Here is a 23,262-nt window from a genome sequence, read left to right on the forward strand (position 1 = left end):
GCTGGAAATGAGGCTGGGCTAGGCTCGCCGGATGAGCGAAGTGATCGCTGATCAGGCCGTCACCAACGAAGACTGGTACGCGGAGGACATCGAGGACCGCACCTACCTGCGCTGCTCATTTGAGCACGTCGATCTGACGGAGGCGACGAGTGCGGGTGCGGTCTTCGAGGAGTGCACCTTCGGCAACGTCAAGTTCAACGCGTCACGGCACACGGACTCGGCCTTCCTGCGGTGCACCTTCAAACGGTGCAACCTCTTCGAGGCCGAGTTCGTCGGCTGCAAGCTGGTCGGCAGTTCGTTCACCGAGTCGGCGGTCCGGCCGATGCGGATCACCGGCGGCGACTGGTCCTTCGTCGGGCTCGCCGGTGCCGACCTGCGCGGGGTCACGATCACGGGGACTCGGATGCGCGAGGTCGACCTGACGGCGGCCAACTGCACTGACGCGGTGATCGTCGACACGGACCTCTCCGGCGGCCAGCTCCACAGCGCCAAATTCGGCGGCTGCGACCTGCGCGGCAGCGACCTCACCGCGCTGGACCCGACCCTCGTCGAGCTGCGCGGTGCGGTCATCAACTCGGACCAGGCGATCATCATCGCGCAGGCCCTGGGTCTGGAGATCCGCTGAGCCGGTCGCCGGGCCGGTCGCGGGGTCGATCGTCGGGTCCGTCGCCGGGTCGGTCGCTGCGGCAGCGGAGTCGTTCGCGGCGGGACCGGCTCAGCGGATGACGATGCGGAAGCCCAGGTGGCAGGTGGAGGTGTCGATCGCCTGCGCCATCCGTGCCGCCGGGCGATAGCGCCGGCAGTAGTTCGGCGCGCAGAGGTAGGAGCCGCCCTTCATCACCTTGCGCGGGATGGGCTGGTCCGGCTCGGGTCCGACCATTCGCTGCGCCTCGCCGCAGCACGGGGCCGCAGCCGCGACCTCATCAGCCCGTGACGGACGGTGCGGGCCGAACCAGTCCGCCGTCCACTCCCAGACGTTGCCGATCATGTCGAAGACGCCGAAGTCGTTGGGCGGGAAGGAACCGACGGGCGCTGTCCGCTCGTAGCCGTCGGAGACGAGATTGAGCACCGGAAACTCGCCCTGCCACACGTTGGCCATGTGCTGCCCGCCGGGGGTGAGTTCCGTACCCCAGGAGTATTCGGTGGTCGTGGGACCGCCCCGGGCCGCCCACTCCCACTCGGCCTCGGTCGGCAGTGCGCCACCGGCCCACTCGGCGTAGGCGACGACGTCCGCCCAGGCCACGTGAACCACGGGGTGGTCGTCGAGCCCGTCGATGCTGGAGTCCGGGCCGATCGGGTGCCGCCAATCCGCGCCGGGCACATAGGTCCACCACTGGTAGGGGTCGCGCAGGTCGACGCGGCGATCGGGGCGACGGAAGACGGACGAGGCGGGGGCGAGCAGGGTGGGGTCCGCATCCGGGTAGTCGGCCGGGTCGGCTGGCATCTCCGCGAGGGTCACATGGCCGGTGGCCTGCACGAATGCCCGAAACTCGGCGTTGGTGACCGCGTGGTTGGAGAGCCAGAAGCCGTTGACCCGGACCGGGTGCGCGGGCGCCTCCTCCGGATAGTGGTCGTCGGAACCCATGACGAACTGCCCGCCAGGGATCCACACCATCCCGGCTGCGCGGATGGACGGGGCGGTGAGACCGGTGCTGACACTCATTCCTGTCTTGTAGCACGATCCGGTGATGAAATGTGACTAATCACACGCATTACGACGTACCGGCCTGACGACGGGAGGGTGCCGGCGGACTCGGACTCGGACTCTGGTGGGCTCTGGCTCTGGCTCTGGCGCGGGCTCGGGCACGAAACCGGCGACGCGCCGACACCGTGCGACGATGAGATCATGACGAGGTATGCGGTGCTGCTGCGAGGAATCAATGTCGGCGGCAACAAGAAGATCGCCATGGCGGACCTGCGTGCTCTGCTCACCGGTCTCGGCTTCACCGATGTCGCCACCCTGCTGCAGAGTGGCAACGCCGTCATCACCGCTGCGGGCAAGGACCCGGCGAAGCTCGCCGCCCAGATCGAGAAGGCGATCGCCGACCAGTTCGACATGCAGGTCTCGTGCTTGATCCGTACCGGGCCGGAGCTCCGCCGGGTGATCGCCGAGGACCCGTTCGGCGAGGTCGTGACGAATCCGTCGCGCTACATGGTGATCTTCCTGTCCGGTGACCCCGACCCCGAGTGGCTCCAGGGAATCGACTCGGCCGCCTATGCCCCGGACGAGTTCCGCCTCGGCAAGCATCACGAGATCTATCTCTGGCTGCCGGACGGCGCGGCCGATTCCAAGCTGAGCGTCGTGCTGATGAACAAGAAGTCCGGCGTCATCGGCAGCGCCCGCAACTGGAACACCGTCACCAAGCTCGCGGCGATGCTGGCGGAGTGATGCCGACGCAGTGATGCCGCCGGACCAACCGGTTAGGCCGCCGGGGCGAGGCTGCGCTCGTAGAAGTCGAGCAGGTCGTGCTCCGCGCCGAGGTAGAGCCGCTTCGCGACCTTGCTGTGCGGGTAGCCATGCGTCCCGTTCGGCATGATCACCGCCGCCTCCTGCTGGTCCGCGTCATAGGTCCACTGGCCACCACCGGTACGCACGAGCAGCTCGCCGAGGTACGCACCCATCGCCATCACCATGCTGTTCTGCACGTCCTCGGGCGGGTTGGAGCGCAGGAACGCGTCGCAGATGCCGTCGAGCCGCGACGCGTCGTCGGCCTCCCAGCCGAGCTTCGCGCCCTCGTCGGCGCTGGCGCGGATGAACGCCTCGGCCATCAGCTGCATCGTTCCGGCTACTTCGGTCTGGGTGGGCATAATCCTCACGATAACGGCAGATCCGCCCCGGAGCAGCGCGGCGCCGTCGTGCCGGAGTGTCGCGGCGCGGCGGGGGCGGAATCCTGCCCGGCCCCCGCCGTCGCGCAAGGTGCAGTCGACTGGAAGCCAGCCGGCTAATCGATCAAACCGACCAGTCGATCAAGTCGGCTAGTCGAACAGCTCGTCGAGGAAGCTCTTCTTCTTTTTGTGGCCGTGCTGCCCATGCTGCCCATGGCCGTACTTCGGGTACTCGCCGGAGTCGTGGTCGCGGTAATGCGTCTGCTGCGGCTGGTAGGTGTACTGCTGCTGCGGCTGCTGGTAGGCGGGCTGCTGGTGTGTCGTGGGCGGAGCCATCGGCGGCATCGGAGCCTGCGGGACCTGCTGAGCGGCGGCAGCGGCGACAGGCGCGGCGTTGGCGGGCGAGCCGCCATGCCACGCGTTCTCGGCGTCGACGAGCTTCTCCAGCTCACCCCGGTCGAGGAAGATCCCCCGGCACTCGGTGCACTGGTCGACCGTGACACCGTTTCGCTCGTACTGCCGCATCTGTCCATGGCATTTCGGGCACGTCATCTCCATGCTGCCCACTGTAACCACCCGTTGCTGGGCGAAAGCTGTGCTCGGCCGGACCGCCGACGCCGGTCAGCCGTCCGGACATCAGCAGGACGTCACCAGCGCAGGACCGGCAGACCGGCATCCCGCCACGCCTCGAAACCACCCTCCACATCGGTCGCCCGGTGCAGGCCGATGTCCTGGAGTGCGGCCGCTGCCAGCGACGATGTGTAACCCTGCTGGCAGTAGACGATGACCCGCAGGTCGTACCGGTCGGCGATGGGAAGGCGCGCGTCGGAGCGGGGATCGAGCCGCCACTCCAGCACGTTGCGCTCGATGATGAGCGCGCCCGGGATCTCGCCGAACTCCATCCGCTGAGTGCTCGGCCGGATGTCGACGAGGACGGCGCCGTGCAGTTCGGCGATCCTGGCCTGGTCGGCGTTGAGTCGAGCCAGCCGGCCGCGTGCGTCGGCGAGAATCGTGTCGATGCCCCGGGAGCCGACGGGAGCTGTGAGAACGCTCACCACTGCACCCCCGCCTGGTCCACGCCGGTCGGCACGAGCTTGCCGTCCTCCAGGTCGTAGCGCGTCATGATCCGCAGTGCCGGGCCGTACACGTGGACGCTGATCGCGGGCACGTCGCCGTTGTTGCGAATCCGGTGTACGTGATGAGCCCCGAACCGCCGACCGGCGCCCGCGCCCAGCTCCACGCCGTGCAGCCCGTTGGCACCGACGGTCTCCTCGGTGAGTGAGCCCGCGACGACGGTGAAGGCGCCGGCTGAACCGCCGTGATCGTGCAGCTCGGTGTGCTGACCGGGTAGCCAGGTCAGCAACCACACCTCGAAGCCGGCCCGGTCCTCTCCCGGTCCGTCGGGGCCGGAGATCCGGTGGAACCAGCGCCGCTCCGGCGTGAACTGGGCCGGGACCGGCCATGTCTCGGGCCGGGCGTGCTGCAGGGCGATCGCGAGGTGATCCACGCGAAGATCGGCTACGGTGACCATGGCGGCTACTATACATAACCTAGCGGAGAAGTAGGAGATGTCCTTTCGGCATGTGGGACGATCTCGGCCATGACGCCTCCGGGCCGGGCCGCGGTCGCACTCTCCGCCGCCATCTCCGCCGCGCTGCTCGCCACCGCCTGCTCTCCGGCCAGCCCGTCTCCGGTCGGCCCGTCGACGCCCCCATCGGCAGCTCCCACCGCGGCACCCTCAGCAGCGGTCCCGTCCGGGACGGTGGCGAGCGCAGCGGCATTCGATCCGGCCGGCCTCGGTGACCCCTACTACCCCCGCGCGGGTAACGGCGGTTACGACGTGGGCTCCTACGATCTCGCGGTCGCCTATGACGTGGCCCGGGAGTCGATCACCGGGACCGCGACGATCACCGCCGTCGCGACCGCCGACCTGTCGTTCTTCCACCTGGACCTACACGCTCTCACCGTGTCCGGGGTCACCGTCGGCGGCACGGCGGCACGGTTCCGGCAGGAGGACGACGAGCTGATCATCACGCCCCGCGCCGCTCTCGCGAAGGGGGCGACGTTCCGGGTCGCGGTCCGGTACGCCGGCCGCCCGGAGCTCTACCCCGCCGGTGACCACGGTCAGAAGGGCTTCTTCGCGGGGCCGGACGGCGCGGTCGCAGCGGGCGAACCGTTCTCGGCGGCGACCTGGTTCCCCGTCAACGACCACCCCGGCGACAAGGCGACATACCGGGTGGCGATCACGGTACCGACGGGCTACGCGGCGATCACCAACGGCGTACCCGGCATCCGGTCGACGAGGAAGGGCGAGACGACCTGGCACTGGTCGGTCGGCGTACCGATGGCGAGTTACCTGCTCAGCCTCGCGATCGGGCACTACACCGTGCTGACCTCGACCCACCGGGGCAAGCCCGTGCTCTACGCCGTCGCGAGCTCGATCCGCGACCACCCGATGCTGCCGGCGCTGCGCCGTACGCCGGAGATCGCCGACTATCTGGAGACGCTCTTCGGGCCATACCCGTTCGAGACCTATGGCGGCGTCGTGGTCGACGAGCCCCGGATGCGGTTCTCCCTGGAGTCGCAGGGGCGGCCGTTCTACAACGACTCCGGCAGTGGCGACTCGGGGGTGATCGCGCACGAGCTGGCGCACCAGTGGTTCGGTGACAGCGTCTCGGTGCGGTCGTGGCGCGACATCTGGCTCAACGAGGGCTTCGCCACCTATGCCCAGCTTCTCTGGGCCGAGCACACCGGCGGCGACACGGTCGATGAGGTCTTCAACAACGCCTATGAGACCGCGGACGGCTCGATCTGGTCGGTCCTGCCGGGCGATCCCGGCCCGACGACCCTGTTCGCCGACTCGGTCTACCTGCGGGGCGCGATGACGCTGCACGCCATACGCCGCACCGTCGGCGACGAGAAGTTCTTCCGCATCCTGAAAGCGTGGACCCTGGAACACCGGTTCGCCAACGCGTCGACCGCGGAGTTCGTCGCCCTCGCCGAACGCGTTTCGGGCACAGCGCTTCGGGCCCTCATCAATGCCTGGCTCTACCAGCCAAGCCGTCCGGCCGCGCCTTGAGGCCGGCGGCGGCCGGAAGCTCTGCGGCCGGAAGCTCAGCGCACCCGCTAAAAAAGCTAGGCGTTCGGGCGGGAATCGGTGTCGGCTGATGTCGGCAGGTCCTCGCGCTGGTGCGGCAGTGCCCGACCGGCCACGAGCGCGTCCCGGATCTCGCGCAGCAGCGCGACCTCCTCGCTCACCGAGGCGGGAGCGGGCGACGCGTCGCGCTTGCGCCGCTCGGCCAGCTTGTTCATCGGCAGCACGACCAGGAAGTAGACGACCGAGGCGGTCATCACGAAGCTGATCAGGGTGCTGACGAAGGCGCCCCAGGTGATGTCGGGACCGGCGCCGGGGAGCTTGATCACCGCACCGAGCGGACCGGTCGCACCGACCAGGCCGATCAGCGGCTTGAGGAATGAATCAGTGAACGAGGTGACGACCGTGGTGAATGCCGCACCGATGACGACACCGACCGCCAGATCGACGACGTTGCCCCGCATGACGAAATCTCTGAAGCCCTTGAGCATCCGACTACCGTATCGGCGAGACGCCCGCCGCGCCCGCCAACTCCCAGGTGTCGACTGACACATCGCCTGCTGGGGCTACCGCCAGTCGTCGCCGCCGGCGAGCCGCCGTCGCAGCAGTTCGGCGAGGGCTATCGATTCGCCGTCGCGGGCGCCCTCACCGATGATCAGCTTCGGATCGTGCGGCCGGATCTCGGCGCCGAAGAGCTGGGCCCGGGCGCTGGCCGGCACGCCGAGGATGTAGTACGAGCCGTCGATCCCGACGGCGAGCGACCGGTCCGGGTGCACATACCATCCCCGTACGCTGGTGCGATAGGTCCCGCTCCCGTCATAGGCGCGAGCGCGCAGCGACTCCGTCCGCAGGCCGCGTTCGGTCGCCTGCGCGGCGAAGTCGGCCACCATCCGGCGTGCCTGGTCGGCCTCGGCCGCCCGCTTGGCCTGGAACGCCTCGGTGTGCTTGGTGATCGCCAGGTCCCGCTGGACCCGCCACGCTTCGTCGTCCGCACCCACGCGCTGAAGAGTACCCAAGCGGCGAGCTAGACCTCGGCCCCCTCGCTGCGTCCCAGCCGCCAGTAGCCCATGAACGCCACCGCCTTGCGATCCAGGCCCAGCTCACCCACGAGGTACCGGCGCAGGGCCTTGATGACACCGGACTCGCCCGCCAGCCATGCATAGGGCACGGTCGTCGGGTCTGTCCCGAGAGGCACAGCCTCCGGCACCTCCCAGAGATCGGCGTCGTCCTCCTCGAAATCGTCGGCGGGGCCGGTCGAGACCGTGCCGCTGAAGACGCCCATCACCGCCGGGGTCAGCCTGCACCCCGGCTCGCCGCCGTCGCGGGCCAGCCAGCGGATCGTCATCCCCTCGGGCGCGATCAGCGCGATCTCGTCCGCGGCGCTCGGCACCTCCAGCAGCACCCGGCCGGTCGCGGTCTCGGGCAGCCGCTCCAGGATCGAAGCTATCGCGGGCACCGCGGTCTCGTCCCCGGCGAAGAGCAGGTTCGTCGCGGTGGCGGGCGGCCGGAACTCCACGCCGCCGTGCTCGCCGTCGAAGGCCGCGTTCGGGCCGAGCAGGGCCAACTCGTCGCCGACCCTGGCGTTGAGGGCCCACCGGGAGGCGGGACCGGCCTCGCCGTGCAGCGCGAAGTCGATGTCCACTTCGGAGAGTGCTGGATCGGTGAGATCCCGGCGTACGGCGCGAGCGGTGTAGGTGCGGATCGGGCTGCGGTGCTCGGGGGGCAGGGCGCGCCAGGCGGCGTACCAGTCGGGGGTGGTGGGAAAGCCGGTGCGGCCGCTGCCCGCAACCGGCAGGATCACCTTGATGCGCTGGTCGTAGCCGTTGTCGGCGAAGTCGACGAGCTCCGGGCCGACGAGCGTGACGCGCCGGAACGTGGGGCTGAGCTGCTCGATCCGCGCGACGGAGCTGCGGAAGAGCCGGAACGGCGTGATCAACGTGGCCTTCATGTTAGGTGAGGCTACCCTAATGCGAACAGTCAACCAAGATCGCCACAACTCTTCAAGAGTTGGTCCGGAGAACCTGGTCCTTCGAACACTGACCGAGGATGTCAGTGATGGCCGCTACCGTCGGCGGCATGATCTATGAACTGCGGCGTTACACGCTGCACCCGGGCGCCCGCGACACCCTGATCGAGCTCTTCGACCGCGAGTTCGTGACCAGCCAGCAGGAGCGGGGCATCCGCGTCGTCGGGCAGTTCCGTGAGCTCGACGACCCGGACCGCTTCACCTGGATCCGAGCCTTCCCCGACATGGAGTCGCGGCTGCGGTCGCTCACCGAGTTCTACTCGGGACCCGTGTGGCAGCAGCATCGCGACGCCGCCAACGCCACGATGATCGACTCCGATGACGTCCTGCTGCTCCGCCCGATCGGGCAGGAAATCACAGAGGGCGCCGATGCTTCGCCGGATGCGCTGATCACGGCCACGATCTGCCTGCTGACCGCGCCGCTGACCGCCGAGTCCGAGCGCACCGTCACCGACCGGGTCCAGCCACTGCTCGCCGCCGCCGGTGCCGAGCCGTTCGCGCTGTTCACCACGGAGTATTCCGAGAACACCTTCCCCGCCCTGCCCGTGCGCACGGGCGAGCACGCACTCGTCTGGCTCACCCGGTTCGAGAACGCGGGCGAGCACGAAACGGTCAGCACCCGGCTGGCGGCCATGGCACCCTGGCGAGCGGCTCTCGACGAACTCGGCCTGCTGGGCGACCCGATGGAGCTGCGCCTCACGCCCACCGACCGTTCCCTGCTGCGATAGGACCCGCTGTGATTCCGCAGATCCGCACCTACCGGCACACGCCCGGCACGTTCACGGAGTTCGTGGGGTGATCGCCGTACCGCCGCGCTTGGCGGAGTTCCACGCCACGTTCGGCGGTGCGGCCGGCCGTCGATGGATCGAGGACCTGCCCGGCATCGTGGAGCGCAGGCTCGCGGCATGGGAGCTGACGGTCGACGGGCCGGTCCGGCACGGGATGGTCGCGCTGGTGCTGCCCGTCGTCCGACCGGGCGGCGAGGCTGCCGTGGTCAAGTTCCAGCGTGTCGACGAGGAGACCGCGGGTGAGGCGGTCGCGCTGCGGAGCTGGGCCGGTCAGGGAGCCGTGCGGCTGCTGGACGAGGCACCCGGCGAGGGGACGCTGCTGCTGGAGCGGCTCGACGGCGGCCGGTCGTTGGCCGACCTGCCCGATGCCGAGGAGGCGGTGCGGATCATCGCGGGGCTGCTGGCCCGGCTGCACGGGTGCCCGGCGCCGCCTGCGGTCCGGCGGCTCGGCGATGTGGTGGCGGGGATGCTGGACGGCGTACCGGCCTCGGTGGTGAAGCTGGCGGAGGCCGCGGACCGCGAGAGGGTGCGGGGTTGGGCCGCCGCGCTGCGCGACGTGGCGGGCGAGCCCGGTGACCGGCTGCTCCACTGGGACCTGCACTTCGAGAACGTGTTGGCCGGGGCCCGGGAGCCGTGGCTCGCGATCGACCCCAAGCCGCTCGCGGGCGACCCCGGCTTCGAGCTGCTGCCCGCGCTGCACAACCGGTGGGCGGAGATCGCGGCACAGACCGATGTGGACCGGGCCATCCGGCGCCGCTTCGACCTGATGGTCGAGGTGCTCGGGCTGGACCGGGACCGTGCCGTCGCCTGGACGCTGGGGCGCACCCTGCAGAACGCGCTCTGGGACATCGAGGACGGCGAGACCGTGGTCAACCCCGTCCAGGCCGCGATCGCGGCGGCGATCACGCGCTAGGAGACCACGCGCTAAAGGTCACGCGCTGGCGGGCTGCTGCTGCCGCTGGCGCGCCGCCCACCAGGCCTCGGCCTCGTCGGCGAGAGTGACCCGCTCGGTCAGGGTCGCGGCGGGCTCGTGGCGGGTGGCCGAGCCGAGCCAGCGGCCGAGCATCTCGGAGACGAGCGCCCGGTCCTGCGGGAGCACCGTCTGGTTGGTGGTGAAGTATTCCAGCAGCCGCTGCGCGTCGGCGTTGCCCGCATCGCACGTCGGGCAGAGCGCGACGGCCCGGCCCGTTTGATCGATGGTCGCGGTGAGGCACAGCTTGGCAGCACAGCGGGGGCAACGGCGATTGCCGGCGACGGTGACCTGGACGGCGCTCATCGGGACTGCTCCGTGATCATTGGCTTCGTGATCATTGGGACGACCTGCACCGGATGAACCTACACGGCCGGGCCCGGTCGGCTGATGCGACGCCCCCGGGCGCCGCGGCCGACCGGGCCCCGAGCTCTCAGCCAACCGGCGCGAGCTCGGGCTGCGTCTCGGTTGCGGCCGCGCTCACCGTGGCCCGGCGGAGCACCGTGAAGGCGATGATCGCGGCGAGCCCCATGATCACGACCGCGCCGATCGCCGCGGCGTGCATCCCGGTGGCGAAGGCCTCGCGGGCGGCCGCCAGCACCTCGTCGCCGCGCGGGCCGGGCGTGGCCTGCGCGACCATTGTCGCCCCGGCCAGCGTCTCCCGCACGCTGTCAAGAGCTTCAGGAGCCAATCCGGCCGGTACGCCATCAGCCACGCTGCTCCGATAGACCGCCGTGCCGATGCTGCCCAGCACCGCCATGCCCAGGGCGCCGCCGAACTCGGAGCACGTCTCGGCGAGCGCGGAGGCTGAGCCGGCCCGCTCCGCCGGAACCGCACCTATGATCATCTCGGTGCAGAGCGACATCACCACGACGAGCCCGCTGGCGTAGAACATCGCCGCGACGAGCAGCATCCACAGCGGAGAGTCGGCCTGGACGATGGTGATCATCGCGAATCCGGCCAGCGCGATGAGGAACCCGACGCCCATGATGGACCCCCGGTTGACGCCCTTCTTGGCGAGCGTGGCGGCGGTGGGGGCTGCGGCACCCACGCCGAGCGACGGCGCGAGGCTCCACAGTGCCGCCTCCAGGGGCTGCATGCCGAGGACGGTCTGGATGAACTGCGTGGTGAAGATCGCGAAGCCGACCAGGGCGAACATGGCGAACAGGTTCATCAGGATGGAGCCGCTGAAGACCCGGCGGCGGAAGAGGCTGAGGTCGATCATCGGGTCCGGCCGGGTCTGCTGGCGCCGCAGGAAGAGTGCTCCGACGGCGAGCCCGGCGACGATGAGCCCGGCCCGCAGGGGAGTCACGCCGTGGGCGGCGATCTCCTTGATGCCATAGATCATCGGCAGCACCGCGCTGAGCGAGAGGACGGAGCTGACCAGGTCGAAGCGCACCCGGCCGGGTACGCGGAACTCCGGGATCAGCAGCGGCGCGAGGATCACCAGCAGCACCATGAACGGCACGTTGATCAGGAAGACCGAGCCCCACCAGAAGTGCTCCAGCAGGAAGCCGCTGAGGATCGGGCCGAGGGAGATGCCGAAGGTGAGCGCGGCGGTCCAGATCGCCACGGCGGTGGCACGCTGCTTCTCGTTGTGGAACATGTTGCGCAGCAGCGCCAGCGTGGAGGGCATCAGGGTGGCCCCGCCGATGCCGAGCAGCGCCCGGGCCGCGATGAGCGCTTCGGCACTGCCCGCGTAGGCCGCCGCCAGCGACGTCGCCCCGAAAGCCGCCGCACCGATCATCAGCAGCCGGCGGCGGCCGATCCGGTCGCCGAGCGAGCCCATCGTGATGAGCAGGCCGGCGAGGACGAAGCCGTAGACATCGAAGATCCACAGCTGCTGGGTGCTGGTCGGGTGGAGGTCGTTACTGATGAACGGAACGGCGAAGTAGAGCACCGAGACGTCCATCGAGACGAGGAGCAGGGGCAGCAGGAGCACCGCGAGCCCGATCCACTCCTTGCGTCCGGCGAGCGGGGCCGCTGCCTGCGTTGTCATGAGGGGTCACCACTTTCTGGGTAAGATCTTCTGGGTACGCCGTACGCAAGTTTGCGTATGTAATACGCGATATTGCGTAAGGTATACGCGGTACTAGGATGTCGTCAAGCACGATCCGGAAGGCAGGCACAGTGGCAGCGAGCACCGACCCGAGCGAGATCGAGATCCCGGCGAGCATCGCGGCAGCGTGGGGCCTGCGGGAGCGGTCCGCCAAGGGGCCCAAACGCGGCCTGACGCTGGAGCGGATCGTGACGGCTGCCGTGGGGCTCGCGGTCGCCGAGGGCCTGGGCGCGGTCTCGATGGGCCGGGTCGCCGCCGAGGTGCAGTCCTCGACGATGGGCCTCTACCGCTATGTGACCTCGAAGGACGAGCTGCTGGCGCTCATGACCGACCAGGCGATCGGCCTGCCGCCGGAGACCCTGCCCGAACTCGGCTGGCGGGAGGGCCTGGAGCGCTGGGCGTGGGCCGAGCGGGCGGCGTTCCACCGCCACCCGTGGGCACTGCGGGTGCCGATCAGCGGCCCGCCCATCACGCCCCACCAGATCGCCTGGATGGAGGAGGGGCTCACCTGTCTGCGCGGCACCGGCCTCACCGAGAGCGAGAAGCTCTCAGTGATCCTGCTGCTCAGTGGCTATGTCCGCAACGAGGCGACGACGAGTGCGGACATCGCGGCGGCGAGCAGCGAGGCGGGTATCACCGTGGAGATCGCGATGTCCGCTTACGGGCGGCTGCTGAAGAGCCTGATCCACCCCAAGCAGTTCCCGTCGCTCAGCGCGCTCATCGCCGAGGGGGTGCTGGACAAGGCCGACGACCCGGACGAGGAGTTCATCTTCGGCCTGGCCCGGATCCTCGACGGGGTGGGCGTTCTGGTCACCCAGCGGGCGGTGCCCTAGTCACGCCTCGCGCTAGCCGGACCTCGCGCCGAAGCGCATGCCGTCCATGAGCAGGTCGAGTACGCGACCGGCCTGCTCGCGCAGCGCCGGCTCGCCGACCGCCATGGCGACTCCGCCCAGCCCGGCGAAGACGTCGGCCGGCTCGACATCCGGCCGGATCCGCCCGGCCTCGACCCCTGCCCGCAGCAGTGTCGCGAGCGCGGCGGTGATCATGGCGCGGCTCTCCGAGAACGGGTTGCCGCCGTGCGCGATGACGACCCGCAGCGCGTCGGCCATGCCCCGCTTCGTCGCCATGTAATCGATGAACCGGTCCATCCACGCCCGCAGCGCCGCATCGGCGGGCAGCTCGCGGAGCAGGTCGTCGACGGCGTCGCAGAGCCGGGTCAGCTCGTTGCGGTAGGCCGCCTCGATCAGCGCCTCGCGGGTGGGGAAGTTGCGGTAGAGGGTGCCGATGCCGACCCCGGCCGCCTTCGCGATCGACTCCAGGGTGACATCGGGACCGTCGGCGGAGAAGGCGGTCACGGCGGCGTCGAGGAGCCGGTCCCGGTTGCGCTGGGCGTCGGCGCGCAGCGGCCTGGCCTGGGTCTCCGACACGACTGCTCCCGCCTGTTGTCCGCGTCACGTATCCGTGCCGCTTGCTAACCGGAGGGACCTCCGGTTACTGTTCACGTTAGTGGAGGCGCCTCCACTTCGTATCGTAACGGGAGAACCCCGACCGCACCATCGAGCCAGACGGGAAAGATCATGACTGCGAGCACGCGTATCACCACGCCGTTCACCGCGGCATCCACCGCCGCCGAGGTCATCGCGGGCATCGACCTCACCGGCCGCCGCGCCGTCGTCACCGGCGGCGCCTCCGGCATCGGCGTCGAGACCGCCAGGGCGCTCGCCGGTGCGGGTGCGGAGGTCACCCTCGCCGTCCGGGACCTCGCCGCGGGCGAGCGCACCGCCGACGACATCGTCGCGACCACCGGCGCCAAGCAGGTCCTCGTCGCACCGCTCGACCTCGCCGACCGGGCCTCGGTCGCCGCGTTCGTGGAGGCCTGGGAGGGCCCACTGCACCTGCTCGTCAACAACGCGGGCGTGATGGCGTCGCCCGAGACGCGTACCCCCGAGGGTTGGGAGCTGCAGTTCGCCACCAACCACCTGGGCCACTTCGGGCTCGCCACCGGCCTGCACGGCGCGCTCGCGGCGGCCGGCGGCGCCCGCGTCGTCTCGGTCAGCTCGACCGGCCACCTGCGCTCGCCCGTCGTCTTCGACGACCTCCACTTCGAGCACCGCCCCTACGACCCGTGGGAGGCGTACGGCCAGTCCAAGACGGCCAACGTGCTCTTCGGCGTCGAGGCGACCCGCCGCTGGGCCGGTGACGGCATCTTCGTCAACGCCCTGATGCCGGGTGCGATCCGGACCAACCTGCAGCGCCACGTCACCGAGGAGGAGCTGGACCGGATGCGGGCGCAGTCCAACGCCCCGGCCGGATTCCGCTGGAAGAGCACCGAGCAGGGCGCGGCCACCTCGGTGCTGGTGGCGACCTCGCCGCTGCTGGACGGAGTGGGCGGGCGCTACTTCGAGGACTGCAACGAGGCCGGGCCCAACGTGCCGGGGGAGCGCAAGGGCGTCGCCGCCTGGGCGCTGGACCCGGCGGCGGCCGAGCGGCTGTGGCAGGTCTCGCTGGACCTGCTCGACCGCTGAGCAAGCGGTGATCTCGACCCGGCGGGACCCCGCCGGGCCGACGGTCGGTCAGCTCGGTTCGAGCCGCAGGCTGACCGAGTTGATGCAGTAACGCGCGTCCTTCGGCGTCATCTTCTCGCCGTCGAAGCGGTGCCCCAGGTGCGAGCCGCAGTTGGCGCAGCGCACCTCGGTGCGGACCATGCCGAAGGAGCGGTCCTCGATATAGGTGATCGTGCCCGGCAGCGCCTCGTCGAAGGACGGCCAGCCGCAGTGCGAGTCGAACTTGGTCTCGCTGCTGAACAGCGCCGTTCCGCAGGCGCGGCAGGCGTAGGTCCCGGCGGTCTTGGTGTCGACATACTCCCCGGACCAGGCGGGCTCGGTGCCGTGCTCACGGAGGACCCGGAACTCAGCCGGAGTCAGCCGGATGCGCCATTCATCCTCAGTGATCTTTTCTGACATGCTCCAACCGTACGCGGTAGCCTGGTGCGGTGGCGACCAGCAAGGGCGAGACGTTCGACGTCGGTAACCGGTCCGTAAGATTGTCCAGCCCCGACAAGGTGTATTTCCCCCAGGCGGGCTACACGAAGCGAGACGTCTTCGAGTACTACCTCGCCGTCATGGAGCCGATGCTCCGGGCGATGCGGGACCGCCCGACGATGCTCCAGCGCTTCCCCGACGGGCTCGACGGCGAGACCTTCTACCAGAAGCGGGCACCGGTCAAGGGCATCCCGGACTGGCTCGCCACGACGAAGATCATGTTCCCGAGCGGGCGGACCGCCGAGGCGCTCTGCGTCCGCGAGGGTGCCCACATCGCCTGGGCGGCGCAGATGGGCGCGATCGTCTTCCACCCGTGGCCGGTCCGGGCCGACGACACCGACAAGCCCGATGAGCTGCGCGTCGACCTCGACCCGCAGCCCGGCACCGACTTCGCCGACGCGGCCCGGGTCGCCGGGCTGGCCCGGGAGGTGCTCGCCGAGGCGGGGCTCACGGGTTACCCCAAGACCTCCGGCGGGCGCGGCGTCCACATCTATGTCCGCATCCGGCCGGAGTGGAGCTTCGTCGACGCCCGGCACGCGGTGATCGCCTTCGCCCGTGCGCTGGAGCGGCGCGACCCCGACCGCATCACCACCTCCTGGTGGAAGGAGGAGCGCGGCGAGAAGGTCTTCATCGACTACAACCAGATGGCCCGGGACCGGACCATCGCCGGTGCCTACTCGCTGCGCGCCAACCAGCGTGCCACCGTCAGCACCCCGGTCACCTGGGACGAGCTGACCCAGGTGGAGCCCGACGACTTCGACCTGCGCACGGTGCCGGCGCGCCTGGCCACCGTCGGCGATCCCTTCGCGACGATGGACGACGACCCGCACGACCTCACCACCCTGCTGGAGTGGTACGAGCGGGATCAGCGCGACCACGACCTCGGCGACCTGCCCTACCCCCCGGAGTACCCGAAGATGCCCGGCGAACCCATGCGGGTCCAGCCGAGCAAGGCCCGCAACCCGGAGTAGGACCGGCCGTTGACGGCCGGTCCACGTCACTTCGCCGGGCAGGTGAGCCCGGCCTCGGGCACCTTCAGGCTGATCAGGTAACCGTTGACCGCGTTGCTGATGCAGCGCGTCTCGGGGTAAGCGGTGTGCCCCTCACCCTCCCAGGTGAGCACCGTGCCGACACCGAGCATCTCGGCGAGCGTCGCGGTCTGCTCGTAGGGCGTGGCCGGGTCGCCTTTGGTGCCGACGACCACGATCGGCGGTGCGCCGACCGCCTTGCCGACGGGGTAGGGGTCCCGCTTGCCGGGCCACAGCGCGCAGGTCAGGCCGCCGACGGCGAGCGGCGCGCCGAAGAGCGGGTACTTGGCGCGCCAGTCGCTCTGCGCGGTGCGGACCTGGTCCACCGTCGGCGACTTGCCGTCGTCGGCGCAGTTGACCGCGGCATTGGCGTCGAAGAGGTTGGTGTAGTGGCCGGAGGGGTCGCGCTCGGCGTACCGGTCGGCGAGGTCGAAGACGCCGCTCGGGTCGCCGCCCTGCAGCGAGGAGAGCGCGTCGGCCAGGTCGGACCAGTAGTCCTGGGTGTAGAGCGATGAGACGACGGCGTAGAAGATCCAGCCCGGGGTGGCTTCGCGCCCGCCGGAACCCTTGACCGGCTTGACCCGTGCCTTGTCGAGCAGGTCGTTGATGACCGCACGAGGCTCGTCGTCGAGGTCGCAGGCGGACTTGTGCGAGGAGCACCAGGCGGAGAAGTTGTCCATCGCCCGCTCGAAGCCCTTCGCCTGGGATTCGCCGGAGGCGCTGGAGCTCTGCGTGGGGTCGACGGCGCCGTCGAGCACCATCGCCCGGATCTTCGTCGGGAAGAGCTGGGCATAGACGGCGCCGAGCAGCGTGCCGTAGGAGTAGCCCAGGTAGGTCAGCTTCTCGTCGCCGACCGTGGTCCGGATCGACTCGATGTCGCGGGCCGCCTGCTCGGTGGAGAAGAGGCTCAGCTCGTCGCCGTACTTCTGGCCGCAGGTCTCGTCGATGCGCCTCGTCATGGCCACGATCTCGTCGAACTCGGCCTGGCTCTGCGGGTCGGGGTCGGCGCCGAAGGTGGCGTCGAGGTCGGCGTCGGAGATGCACTTGACCGGGGTGGAGCGGCCGACGCCGCGCGGGTCGAATCCGATGAGGTCGAAGCGGCGCAGCACCTCGATCGGCAGGCCCCGGGTCAGGTAGACGGCGAGGTCCACACCGGACCCACCGGGCCCGCCGGGGTTGACGACGAGCGAGCCGATGCGGTCCTTCTGGCTGGTGGAGCGGACCCGGATCAGCGCGAGGTCCATCGTGGGCCCGTCGGGTTTCGCCCAGTCCCGCGGCACCTTGATCGTGGTGCAGTGGAACGCGAATCCGCTCGGCACCGCACCGAGCAGCTCCCGCGGCTCCGACCGGCACCCCTTCCAGATCCCGTCGTCGGCCTCCTCGGACGAGCCCCCGTCGGAACCGCCGCCGAAGCCGGGCAGGAAGACGCAGCCGCCCGCCATGAGCGCGATGCCGAGGAACGCGGCGACGGACGGCTTGGCCAGGCGACGGAGCAGGGTGCGCACGTAATTTCTCCCGAGGTCGGTTGCCAGCGAGCCTACTTGGCAGCGACCACCCCCGTTTGCGGGCAATCGAGAAAAAAGATTTTGCCCCTTGTTCTTTTAGTAAACCTTCCTTATAAATATCTCCAAGTTCTCTTATAGCCAGGGGAGATCATGAACAAGCACAGGGCACGCCTCGCCGCGAGCATCGCGGCGGCAATGATCGCGACGGGGTTGGGTGTGGGCATCACCCAGGCCGCAGCCGCGGGCACGGTCACCGCCACCTACTCCACCGACTCCGCATGGGGCACGGGCATCCAGGGCAAGTTCACCATCAACAACGGCTCGTCGGCCGCGATCTCCACGTGGACGATCAAGTTCGATCTGCCGGCGACGAGTGTCGTCTCGTCCGCGTGGGACGCCACGGTGACGAAGGCCGGCAACACCTACACCGCCGTGCCGACGTGGAACGGCAACGTTCCCGCGGGCGGCACCGTCAGCTTCGGCTACATCGCCTCCGGCACGGGTACGCCGTCCAACTGCACGATCAACGGAGCCTCCTGCTCGACCGGCTCCTCCCCGTCCCCGACCGCCGGGTCGCCGTCCGCTTCGCCGTCGGTCTCACCGAGCGTCTCGCCGAGTGCTTCGAAGTCGCCGTCGGCTTCCCCGAGCCCGTCGACCTCGCCGACCACGTCGCCGAGCCCGTCGACGAGCCCCACCAGCCCGTCGGGCAAGAAGATCGTGGGCTACTTCCCCAACTGGGGCGTCTACGGCCGCAATTACCACGTCAAGAACATCGAGACGAGTGGCGCGGCTGCGAAGCTGACCCACATCCTCTACGCGTTCGGCAACGTCACCAACGGCCAGTGCGTCCTGAGCGACTCCTACGCCGACTATGACAAGGCCTATGACGCGGCGGGCTCCGTCAACGGTGTCGCCGACACCTGGGACACCGGTGCGCTGCGCGGCAACTTCGGCCAGCTCCGCCGCCTCAAGGCGATGCACCCCGGTCTGAAGGTCATCTACTCCTTCGGCGGCTGGACCTACTCGCCCGGCTTCACGCAGGCGGCGCAGAACCCGACCGCGTTCGCGAACTCCTGCTACAACGTCGTCGAGGACCCCCGCTGGGCCGATGTCTTCGACGGCATCGACATCGACTGGGAGTACCCGGGCGCGTGCGGCATCGCGTGCGACAACTCGACCTTCGCGACCTACAAGAACCTGATGCAGGCGCTGCGGACCCGCTTCGGTGCGAGCGCCCTCATCACCTCGGCGATCACGGCTGACGGCACCACCGGCGGCAAGATCGAGAAGGCGGACTACGCGGGCGCCGCGCAGTATGTCGACTTCTACATGCCGATGACCTACGACTACTTCGGCTCCTTCAACGCGCAGGGCCCGACGGCCCCGCACTCGCCGTTGACCAGCTACGCGGGCATCCCGCAGGCGGGTTTCTACAGCGACGCGGCGATCCAGAAGCTCAAGTCGCTCAACATCCCGTCCAACAAGCTGCTGCTCGGCATCGGCTTCTACGGCCGTGGCTGGACCGGCGTCACCCAGGCCGCCCCGGGCGGCACGGCGACGGGCGCGGCACCGGGCACCTACGAGGCGGGCAACGAGGACTACAAGGTCCTCAAGACCAAGTGCCCGACCACCGGCACCATCGCCGGCACGGCCTACGCCTTCTGCAACGGCCAGTGGTGGAGCTACGACACTCCCACCACGATCGCCGGGAAGATGGCCTACGCCAACCAGCAGAACCTCGCCGGAGCGTTCTTCTGGGAGCTCACGGGTGACACTTCGAACGGCGAGCTGATCACCGCCATGAAGAACAACCTGTAACGACCCCCTCCACCAGGGGAGGGTGAAGGGCGGTGCGCTCCGGCGCGCCGCCCTTCTTCTCCGTCAGACGGTGACGATCGCGAGGCCCGCGGCGGCGAGCCGGTCCAGCGCGTCGCGCGGCGCGGTGGTGTCGGTGATCAGCGTGTGTACGCGATCCAGCTCGCAGATCCGTGCGAATGTCCGGCGCCCCAGCTTGGACGCGTCCGCCACGACGACCACCCGGGCGGCGTTGAAGGCCATCAGCCGGTTGATCGCCGCCTCGCCCTCATGGTGCGCGCCGACCCCGCGCTCGGGATCGATCCCGTCCACGCCGAGGAATGCGATGTCGAGGCTGATCTCCCCGAGCACCCCGCTCGCGAGCGGCCCGATCAGCTCGTAGGACTGCGGCCGCATCACCCCGCCCGGCATCACGATCTTCACGTCCGGCCGGACGGCGAGCTCGTTGGCGATGTTGACCGCGTTCGTGACGATCGTGACCGCGCGAGTGGAGAGCGCCCGCGCCACCTCGGTCGTGGTGGTGCCCCCGGTGAGCCCGACGATCGCCCCCGCGTCCACCATCGCGGCGGCCGCGGCGGCGATCCGCTGCTTCTCCGGCGCGTGCCGGGCGGTCTTGTAGCGCAGCGGCAGATCGTAAGAGACGCTGTAGGCCACCGCGCCGCCCCGCGTCCGCGTCACCATCTGCTGCTCGGTCAGCTCGTCCAGGTCCCGCCGAATCGTCGCGGACGACACCCCGAGCGTCCCGGCGGCGGCGTCGATGTCGATCTGCCCGTCGGCCGCGAGCTGCTCCAGCAGCGCATTCCACCGATCATGCTTGCGCAAAGCCACTCCTCTCGCCGGAGCCAAGATCGTCGCAACTCTTCAAGAGTTGGTCCTAAAAGCCCGTTAGGACCAACTCTTGAAGAGTTGCGACGATCTTGGCGACAACACGGGTCCCGGACCGGGGCCCGTGTTGTCGATCGGGTCCGTCAGGTCACTTTCTCACGGGGTGTATGTCCAGCGTTGGGAGGTGCTGGTGGTGCAGGTCTGCAGTTCGAGCTGGACTCCGTTGGCGGTGCCGTTGCCGACCGGGGTCAGGCACTTGCCGGTTGCTGCTGTGATGCGACCGTCGGAATTGGCGGTCCACTTCTGCGTCGTCGCGGTGGTGCAGGTCTGGATCGCGACGATCGGCGCCGACGCGTCCAGGCAGACGCCGGACTTGCCGGTGAGGGTGCCGTTGGCCTGGAACGTCCAGCGCTGGTGAGCCAGACCGTGGCAGGTGTAGAGGGTGGGCGCCGTACCGGGAGTCGTCGAGCCGCCGGGGATGTCGACGCACTTGCTCGACGCCTGGCCGACCAGTTCCACATTAGAGGGATAGGCCGGGCCGCCGGTCGCGGTGCCGGTGGCGGAGATCTCGGCGGCGCTGGTCCACTGACCCCGGCCGCCCGCCTCGCCGAGGGCGCGCAGGCGCAGGTAGCGACCGGTCTTCGCGCCGAACGTCACCGTCTTCTCGGCGGCGGTGTCGGCGAAGGTACCCGTCGCCACCGGGGTGCCCCACGCGGAGGTGGAGTCGGAGAGGTAGACCTCGTACTGCCCGATCCGGCCGTTGACGCCGCCGTCCTGGCGGGGCAGGTAGCGCAGCGAGTCCACCGAGTAGCTCGTACCCAGATCGATCTGGATCTCGTGGGGGAGCGGAGCGACCCCGGCCGACCAGGCCGTGTGCCAGATCGTGCCGGTGCTGCCGTCGAAGGCGTTGGCGGCGGGGGTGCCGGACTCCTGGCTGTCGGCGGAGACGAGCGACCAGCCGGTCTTCGGGATGAGCGGCGAACCGCCACCGCCGGGGCCGGGCACGGGCAGGGTCGCCCCGGTCATCGTGAGGCTGAAGGCACCGGACTGGCTGCCCGCCTTGAACCAGAGCAGTCCGCCGCGGTCGGCGGGGTCGAAGAACCAGCCCGTCGCCGCCGCGTCATAGGCGGCCTTCGTGGTCAGCTTCGCCAGGCCGCCGATCGCGCTCGGCGCCCCGGCGAGGTGCACCGTGAACTCGTACCCCCGGCTGGTGGGTTTGCCCGTGTAGGTGCCCGTGCTGGCGCCGACCGCGACCGTCACGTCGCCCGTGCCCGACGCGGGCGCGGTGACCGTGACCTGCTGGGTCGCGGACGAGCCGGTCTGGTAGGCGCGGGTGATGCCGTCGTCCTCATAGAGGGTGAAGCTCGACGAGCCGCGCGGGAAGAGGTCATAGGTGAGGGTGGAGACCGGCTTCTCGCCGGTGTAGTTCATCTGCGGCCACATCGGCACGATCGAGCCGCCCTTGACGAACAGCGGCAGCGTGTCCAGCGGCGCGGAGTAGCCGTTGAGCGTCGTCGGTCCGCTGTAGACCTGGCCGGTCCAGTAGTCGGTCCACGTTCCGGCGGGCAGGTAGATGCCGTCGCGGGTGGTCGTGTTGCTCACCACGGGAGCCACCAGGAACGCGTCGCCCGCCATGAACTCGCCGCTCGTCGTGTTGCCGCGGGCGATCGGGTCGTTCGGGTACTCCAGCACGAGTGCCCTGGTCGCGGGGGTGCCGGTGAGGTTGGCGTTGCGGCTCATCGTGTAGTGGTAGGGCATCAGCCGCATCTTGAGCTTGAGATATTTGCGGTTGATCGAGAGGTATGGCTCGGCGAAGCGCCACGGCTGCTTGTCGTTGTAACCCGCGGACGGATTGGTCGCGCCCCAGCCCGACATCGTCATGAAGGCCGGGGTGAACGCCTTCCACTGCAGGTCCCGGGCGTATGTCTGCGGGCTGCCGGAGAAGATCCCGTCCACGTCGCCGGTGGCGTAGTTGAGCGCGGAGAGCCCGGCACCCGCGACGGCGGGGACCGTCCAGCGCATGTCGTCCCACTGGCCGTAGGTGTCGCCGGTCCAGACGACCGCATTGCGCTGCGTGCCCGCCCAGCCGTCGACGGTCCAGACATAGCGGCGGGCGTTGGAGTTGGCCTCGATCCCGGTGACCGCCTGGTTGACGCCGGTGAAGGCGGTCTTGTATCCGCCGCCGATCCAGGCCACGTCGGTCTTCACCCCGCGCGAACCGGCGGTGCCGACCTCCCAGGCGATGTCGGACAGGCCGGTCGAGGTCCACAGGCCGGTCTTGAAGCCCTGCGCGGCGAGGCCGGAGACGGCCGACGGCAGGTTGGTGTAACCGCAGCCGTAGCCGTCGTTGGGCAGGATCCAGCCCGACGGCATGTCCTTGGTCCGGGCCTCCTGGGCGTAGGCGACGACATCGGTGGTCACCTGGTGCCCGGCCCGGTTGTGGTCACCCTGGTAGTCGGGGTTGGACGCGTTGAAGCAGTCCGCGTTGCCGAGCTCGAAACCCCACAGCGGCGCCAGGAACGGCTTGCCGGTCACGTCGGTGTAGGCGTTGAGCACCCCCTTGAGGCTGTCGCCGATGAAGTAGTAGGCGTCGAAGCGGTTCTCGTTCTGCGTCGTCGCGACCGGCGAGCCGAAGGCGTAGGAACCCGGTGCCCAGGTGTTGCGCAGCACGCCGTAACCGTTGGTGCTGAGGTAGAACGGCGCGGGGCTGGCGTTGTTGTTCTCCCGCCAGCCGTTGTCGACCTTGATCGGCACCGTCTTGTCGCGCAGCGCCCACTCGCCCAGCCGCAGGCCCGTGCCGTAGAACTGCTCGTCCGCGCCCCGGGTCAGGGTCTGCGTGGTGGCGCTGCCGGTCCAGCTCAGCCCGGTCGACTCCGACCAGATCAGGGTCGTGTTGTCGGGACGATAGGCCGCGAAGCGCAGCGGCGACTTCGTCACCCGCAGGGTCACCGCGCCTGTGTTGATGCGGTAGTAGGTGCCCGCGTCCGACCAGGTCGCACCCGTCGTGCCGAAGCTGGTGTTGATGGTGATGTCGGTGCCGGCCGGGTCGGTGAAGGTGCCGGTCGGCGCGAGCCAGATCCGGAAGATGTCGGCGCGGGCGAAGGTGACGCGGACCTGCGTCGAGCCCGCCGCGATCGTGAAGGTGTTGCCCGACTGGCTGAAGGCGGTGACATCGCCCGGCGTCGCGGCGGCCGCCGCGACGGGTCGGACCAGGATGAGGGTGGTCGAGGCCAGCAGCGCTGCCAGCACGGCACGGGTAAATGGTCGCATGTGTCAATGCAACAC

At 69.6% G+C, this 23,262-nt stretch carries 24 protein-coding genes; 9 read left to right on the top strand and 15 right to left on the bottom strand.

Annotated elements, in window-relative coordinates; all coding sequences use genetic code 11:
* The first annotated feature begins 31 nt into the window (after positions 1–31).
* Positions 32–625 carry a pentapeptide repeat-containing protein gene (locus F4553_RS28950; RefSeq protein WP_184842094.1) on the top strand — a complete coding sequence of 198 codons (594 nt, stop codon included), beginning with the start codon at positions 32–34 and terminating at the stop codon, positions 623–625.
* 90 nt (positions 626–715) lie between these two features.
* On the opposite strand, the gene F4553_RS28955 is transcribed toward F4553_RS28950, so the two are convergent.
* Positions 716–1,663 (bottom strand): formylglycine-generating enzyme family protein, encoded by a 948-nt coding sequence (locus F4553_RS28955; RefSeq protein ID WP_246467506.1) that lies wholly within the window; start codon positions 1,661–1,663, stop codon positions 716–718.
* A gap of 183 nt (positions 1,664–1,846) precedes the next feature.
* On the opposite strand from F4553_RS28955, the gene F4553_RS28960 reads away from it, so the two are divergent.
* Positions 1,847–2,389, top strand: a complete 543-nt coding sequence (locus tag F4553_RS28960; protein ID WP_184842096.1) for a DUF1697 domain-containing protein — start codon at positions 1,847–1,849, stop codon at positions 2,387–2,389.
* A gap of 32 nt (positions 2,390–2,421) precedes the next feature.
* Here the strand turns inward: F4553_RS28960 and F4553_RS28965 are convergent, their stop codons facing one another.
* The 4 genes from F4553_RS28965 to F4553_RS41285 all read right to left on the bottom strand — a co-directional run bounded on the left by F4553_RS28965 (position 2,422) and on the right by F4553_RS41285 (position 4,357).
* Entirely contained in the window at positions 2,422–2,808 is a 387-nt protein-coding gene (locus F4553_RS28965) for a hypothetical protein (protein WP_184842099.1), read from the bottom strand.
* Between the two features lie 168 nt (positions 2,809–2,976).
* Entirely contained in the window at positions 2,977–3,384 is a 408-nt protein-coding gene (locus F4553_RS28970; protein WP_184842103.1) for a TFIIB-type zinc ribbon-containing protein, read from the bottom strand.
* 89 nt (positions 3,385–3,473) lie between these two features.
* Positions 3,474–3,881 carry a rhodanese-like domain-containing protein gene (locus F4553_RS41280; RefSeq protein WP_312875427.1) on the bottom strand — a complete coding sequence of 136 codons (408 nt, stop codon included), beginning with the start codon at positions 3,879–3,881 and terminating at the stop codon, positions 3,474–3,476.
* The gene (locus tag F4553_RS41285; protein WP_246467508.1) at positions 3,878–4,357 is read right to left on the bottom strand and encodes a cysteine dioxygenase; all 480 of its coding nucleotides are present in this window, start codon (positions 4,355–4,357) and stop codon (positions 3,878–3,880) included. Before F4553_RS41285 ends, F4553_RS41280 begins: the two co-directional genes overlap by 4 nt.
* 69 nt (positions 4,358–4,426) lie before the next feature.
* Between F4553_RS41285 and F4553_RS28980 the strand changes: the two genes are divergently transcribed.
* The gene (locus F4553_RS28980) at positions 4,427–5,905 is read left to right on the top strand and encodes a M1 family metallopeptidase (RefSeq protein WP_184842109.1); all 1,479 of its coding nucleotides are present in this window, start codon (positions 4,427–4,429) and stop codon (positions 5,903–5,905) included.
* A gap of 56 nt (positions 5,906–5,961) precedes the next feature.
* On the opposite strand, the gene mscL is transcribed toward F4553_RS28980, so the two are convergent.
* The 3 genes from mscL to F4553_RS28995 all read right to left on the bottom strand — a co-directional run bounded on the left by mscL (position 5,962) and on the right by F4553_RS28995 (position 7,868).
* Complete coding sequence (gene mscL, locus F4553_RS28985; protein WP_184842112.1) at positions 5,962–6,411, bottom strand: large conductance mechanosensitive channel protein MscL; 450 nt, start codon at positions 6,409–6,411, stop codon at positions 5,962–5,964.
* A 75-nt stretch (positions 6,412–6,486) separates the two neighbouring features.
* Positions 6,487–6,918 (bottom strand): hypothetical protein, encoded by a 432-nt coding sequence (locus F4553_RS28990; RefSeq protein ID WP_184842115.1) that lies wholly within the window; start codon positions 6,916–6,918, stop codon positions 6,487–6,489.
* 26 nt (positions 6,919–6,944) lie between these two features.
* A complete protein-coding gene (locus F4553_RS28995; protein ID WP_184842118.1) occupies positions 6,945–7,868 on the bottom strand; it encodes a siderophore-interacting protein in 924 nt (307 codons plus the stop codon).
* Positions 7,869–7,975: 107 nt separating this feature from the next.
* Here F4553_RS28995 and F4553_RS29000 point away from each other — a divergent pair, with 107 nt between their 5' ends.
* A complete protein-coding gene (locus F4553_RS29000) occupies positions 7,976–8,674 on the top strand; it encodes an NIPSNAP family protein (protein WP_246467509.1) in 699 nt (232 codons plus the stop codon).
* Positions 8,675–8,741: 67 nt separating this feature from the next.
* Positions 8,742–9,647 (top strand): aminoglycoside phosphotransferase family protein, encoded by a 906-nt coding sequence (locus F4553_RS29005; RefSeq protein ID WP_184842124.1) that lies wholly within the window; start codon positions 8,742–8,744, stop codon positions 9,645–9,647.
* Between the two features lie 18 nt (positions 9,648–9,665).
* Here F4553_RS29005 and F4553_RS29010 read toward each other — a convergent pair whose 3' ends face one another.
* Complete coding sequence (locus tag F4553_RS29010) at positions 9,666–10,010, bottom strand: DUF6300 family protein (RefSeq protein ID WP_184842127.1); 345 nt, start codon at positions 10,008–10,010, stop codon at positions 9,666–9,668.
* A 127-nt stretch (positions 10,011–10,137) separates the two neighbouring features.
* The gene (locus F4553_RS29015; RefSeq protein WP_184842129.1) at positions 10,138–11,703 is read right to left on the bottom strand and encodes an MFS transporter; all 1,566 of its coding nucleotides are present in this window, start codon (positions 11,701–11,703) and stop codon (positions 10,138–10,140) included.
* Between the two features lie 131 nt (positions 11,704–11,834).
* On the opposite strand from F4553_RS29015, the gene F4553_RS29020 reads away from it, so the two are divergent.
* A complete protein-coding gene (locus tag F4553_RS29020) occupies positions 11,835–12,596 on the top strand; it encodes a TetR/AcrR family transcriptional regulator (protein ID WP_312875428.1) in 762 nt (253 codons plus the stop codon).
* A 12-nt stretch (positions 12,597–12,608) separates the two neighbouring features.
* On the opposite strand, the gene F4553_RS29025 is transcribed toward F4553_RS29020, so the two are convergent.
* Positions 12,609–13,190, bottom strand: coding sequence for a TetR/AcrR family transcriptional regulator (locus tag F4553_RS29025; RefSeq protein ID WP_184842135.1), 582 nt, complete (start codon positions 13,188–13,190; stop codon positions 12,609–12,611).
* Positions 13,191–13,340: 150 nt separating this feature from the next.
* Between F4553_RS29025 and F4553_RS29030 the strand changes: the two genes are divergently transcribed.
* Positions 13,341–14,288, top strand: coding sequence for an SDR family NAD(P)-dependent oxidoreductase (locus tag F4553_RS29030; protein WP_184842138.1), 948 nt, complete (start codon positions 13,341–13,343; stop codon positions 14,286–14,288).
* A 48-nt stretch (positions 14,289–14,336) separates the two neighbouring features.
* On the opposite strand, the gene msrB is transcribed toward F4553_RS29030, so the two are convergent.
* Positions 14,337–14,726, bottom strand: coding sequence for a peptide-methionine (R)-S-oxide reductase MsrB (msrB, locus tag F4553_RS29035; protein ID WP_184842141.1), 390 nt, complete (start codon positions 14,724–14,726; stop codon positions 14,337–14,339).
* Between the two features lie 29 nt (positions 14,727–14,755).
* On the opposite strand from msrB, the gene ligD reads away from it, so the two are divergent.
* Positions 14,756–15,775 (top strand): non-homologous end-joining DNA ligase, encoded by a 1,020-nt coding sequence (gene ligD, locus F4553_RS29040; RefSeq protein WP_184842144.1) that lies wholly within the window; start codon positions 14,756–14,758, stop codon positions 15,773–15,775.
* A 26-nt stretch (positions 15,776–15,801) separates the two neighbouring features.
* Here the strand turns inward: ligD and F4553_RS29045 are convergent, their stop codons facing one another.
* The gene (locus F4553_RS29045) at positions 15,802–17,274 is read right to left on the bottom strand and encodes an alpha/beta hydrolase (RefSeq protein ID WP_184847060.1); all 1,473 of its coding nucleotides are present in this window, start codon (positions 17,272–17,274) and stop codon (positions 15,802–15,804) included.
* Positions 17,275–17,487: 213 nt separating this feature from the next.
* Between F4553_RS29045 and F4553_RS29050 the strand changes: the two genes are divergently transcribed.
* A complete protein-coding gene (locus F4553_RS29050; protein WP_184842147.1) occupies positions 17,488–19,155 on the top strand; it encodes a glycosyl hydrolase family 18 protein in 1,668 nt (555 codons plus the stop codon).
* Between the two features lie 63 nt (positions 19,156–19,218).
* Here F4553_RS29050 and F4553_RS29055 read toward each other — a convergent pair whose 3' ends face one another.
* Both F4553_RS29055 and F4553_RS29060 read right to left on the bottom strand, forming a co-directional pair.
* Positions 19,219–19,974: a DeoR/GlpR family DNA-binding transcription regulator gene (locus tag F4553_RS29055; protein ID WP_184842150.1), complete on the bottom strand. Its 756-nt coding sequence runs from the start codon at positions 19,972–19,974 to the stop codon at positions 19,219–19,221.
* Between the two features lie 159 nt (positions 19,975–20,133).
* Positions 20,134–23,247: a TIM-barrel domain-containing protein gene (locus tag F4553_RS29060; RefSeq protein WP_184842152.1), complete on the bottom strand. Its 3,114-nt coding sequence runs from the start codon at positions 23,245–23,247 to the stop codon at positions 20,134–20,136.
* Positions 23,248–23,262: the final 15 nt, after the last annotated feature.

This window comes from Allocatelliglobosispora scoriae, assembly GCF_014204945.1.
GTDB classification, from domain to species: domain Bacteria; phylum Actinomycetota; class Actinomycetes; order Mycobacteriales; family Micromonosporaceae; genus Allocatelliglobosispora; species Allocatelliglobosispora scoriae.

Bases quoted from the DNA above. Each gene is read 5' to 3' on its own strand.
- F4553_RS29015 (WP_184842129.1), bottom strand. From the start codon at position 11,703: ATGACAACGCAGGCAGCGGCCCCGCTCGCCGGACGCAAGGAGTGGATC.
- F4553_RS29045 (WP_184847060.1), bottom strand. From the start codon at position 17,274: ATGGCGGGCGGCTGCGTCTTCCTGCCCGGCTTCGGCGGCGGTTCCGAC.
- F4553_RS28995 (WP_184842118.1), bottom strand. From the start codon at position 7,868: ATGAAGGCCACGTTGATCACGCCGTTCCGGCTCTTCCGCAGCTCCGTC.
- F4553_RS28955 (WP_246467506.1), bottom strand. From the start codon at position 1,663: ATGAGTGTCAGCACCGGTCTCACCGCCCCGTCCATCCGCGCAGCCGGG.
- mscL (WP_184842112.1), bottom strand. From the start codon at position 6,411: ATGCTCAAGGGCTTCAGAGATTTCGTCATGCGGGGCAACGTCGTCGAT.
- F4553_RS28960 (WP_184842096.1), top strand. From the start codon at position 1,847: ATGACGAGGTATGCGGTGCTGCTGCGAGGAATCAATGTCGGCGGCAAC.
- F4553_RS29060 (WP_184842152.1), bottom strand. From the start codon at position 23,247: ATGCGACCATTTACCCGTGCCGTGCTGGCAGCGCTGCTGGCCTCGACC.
- msrB (WP_184842141.1), bottom strand. From the start codon at position 14,726: ATGTCAGAAAAGATCACTGAGGATGAATGGCGCATCCGGCTGACTCCG.
- F4553_RS29010 (WP_184842127.1), bottom strand. From the start codon at position 10,010: ATGAGCGCCGTCCAGGTCACCGTCGCCGGCAATCGCCGTTGCCCCCGC.
- F4553_RS28970 (WP_184842103.1), bottom strand. From the start codon at position 3,384: ATGGAGATGACGTGCCCGAAATGCCATGGACAGATGCGGCAGTACGAG.
- F4553_RS29000 (WP_246467509.1), top strand. From the start codon at position 7,976: ATGGCCGCTACCGTCGGCGGCATGATCTATGAACTGCGGCGTTACACG.
- F4553_RS28965 (WP_184842099.1), bottom strand. From the start codon at position 2,808: ATGCCCACCCAGACCGAAGTAGCCGGAACGATGCAGCTGATGGCCGAG.
- F4553_RS29030 (WP_184842138.1), top strand. From the start codon at position 13,341: ATGACTGCGAGCACGCGTATCACCACGCCGTTCACCGCGGCATCCACC.
- F4553_RS28950 (WP_184842094.1), top strand. From the start codon at position 32: ATGAGCGAAGTGATCGCTGATCAGGCCGTCACCAACGAAGACTGGTAC.
- F4553_RS28980 (WP_184842109.1), top strand. From the start codon at position 4,427: ATGACGCCTCCGGGCCGGGCCGCGGTCGCACTCTCCGCCGCCATCTCC.
- F4553_RS41285 (WP_246467508.1), bottom strand. From the start codon at position 4,357: ATGGTCACCGTAGCCGATCTTCGCGTGGATCACCTCGCGATCGCCCTG.
- F4553_RS29050 (WP_184842147.1), top strand. From the start codon at position 17,488: ATGAACAAGCACAGGGCACGCCTCGCCGCGAGCATCGCGGCGGCAATG.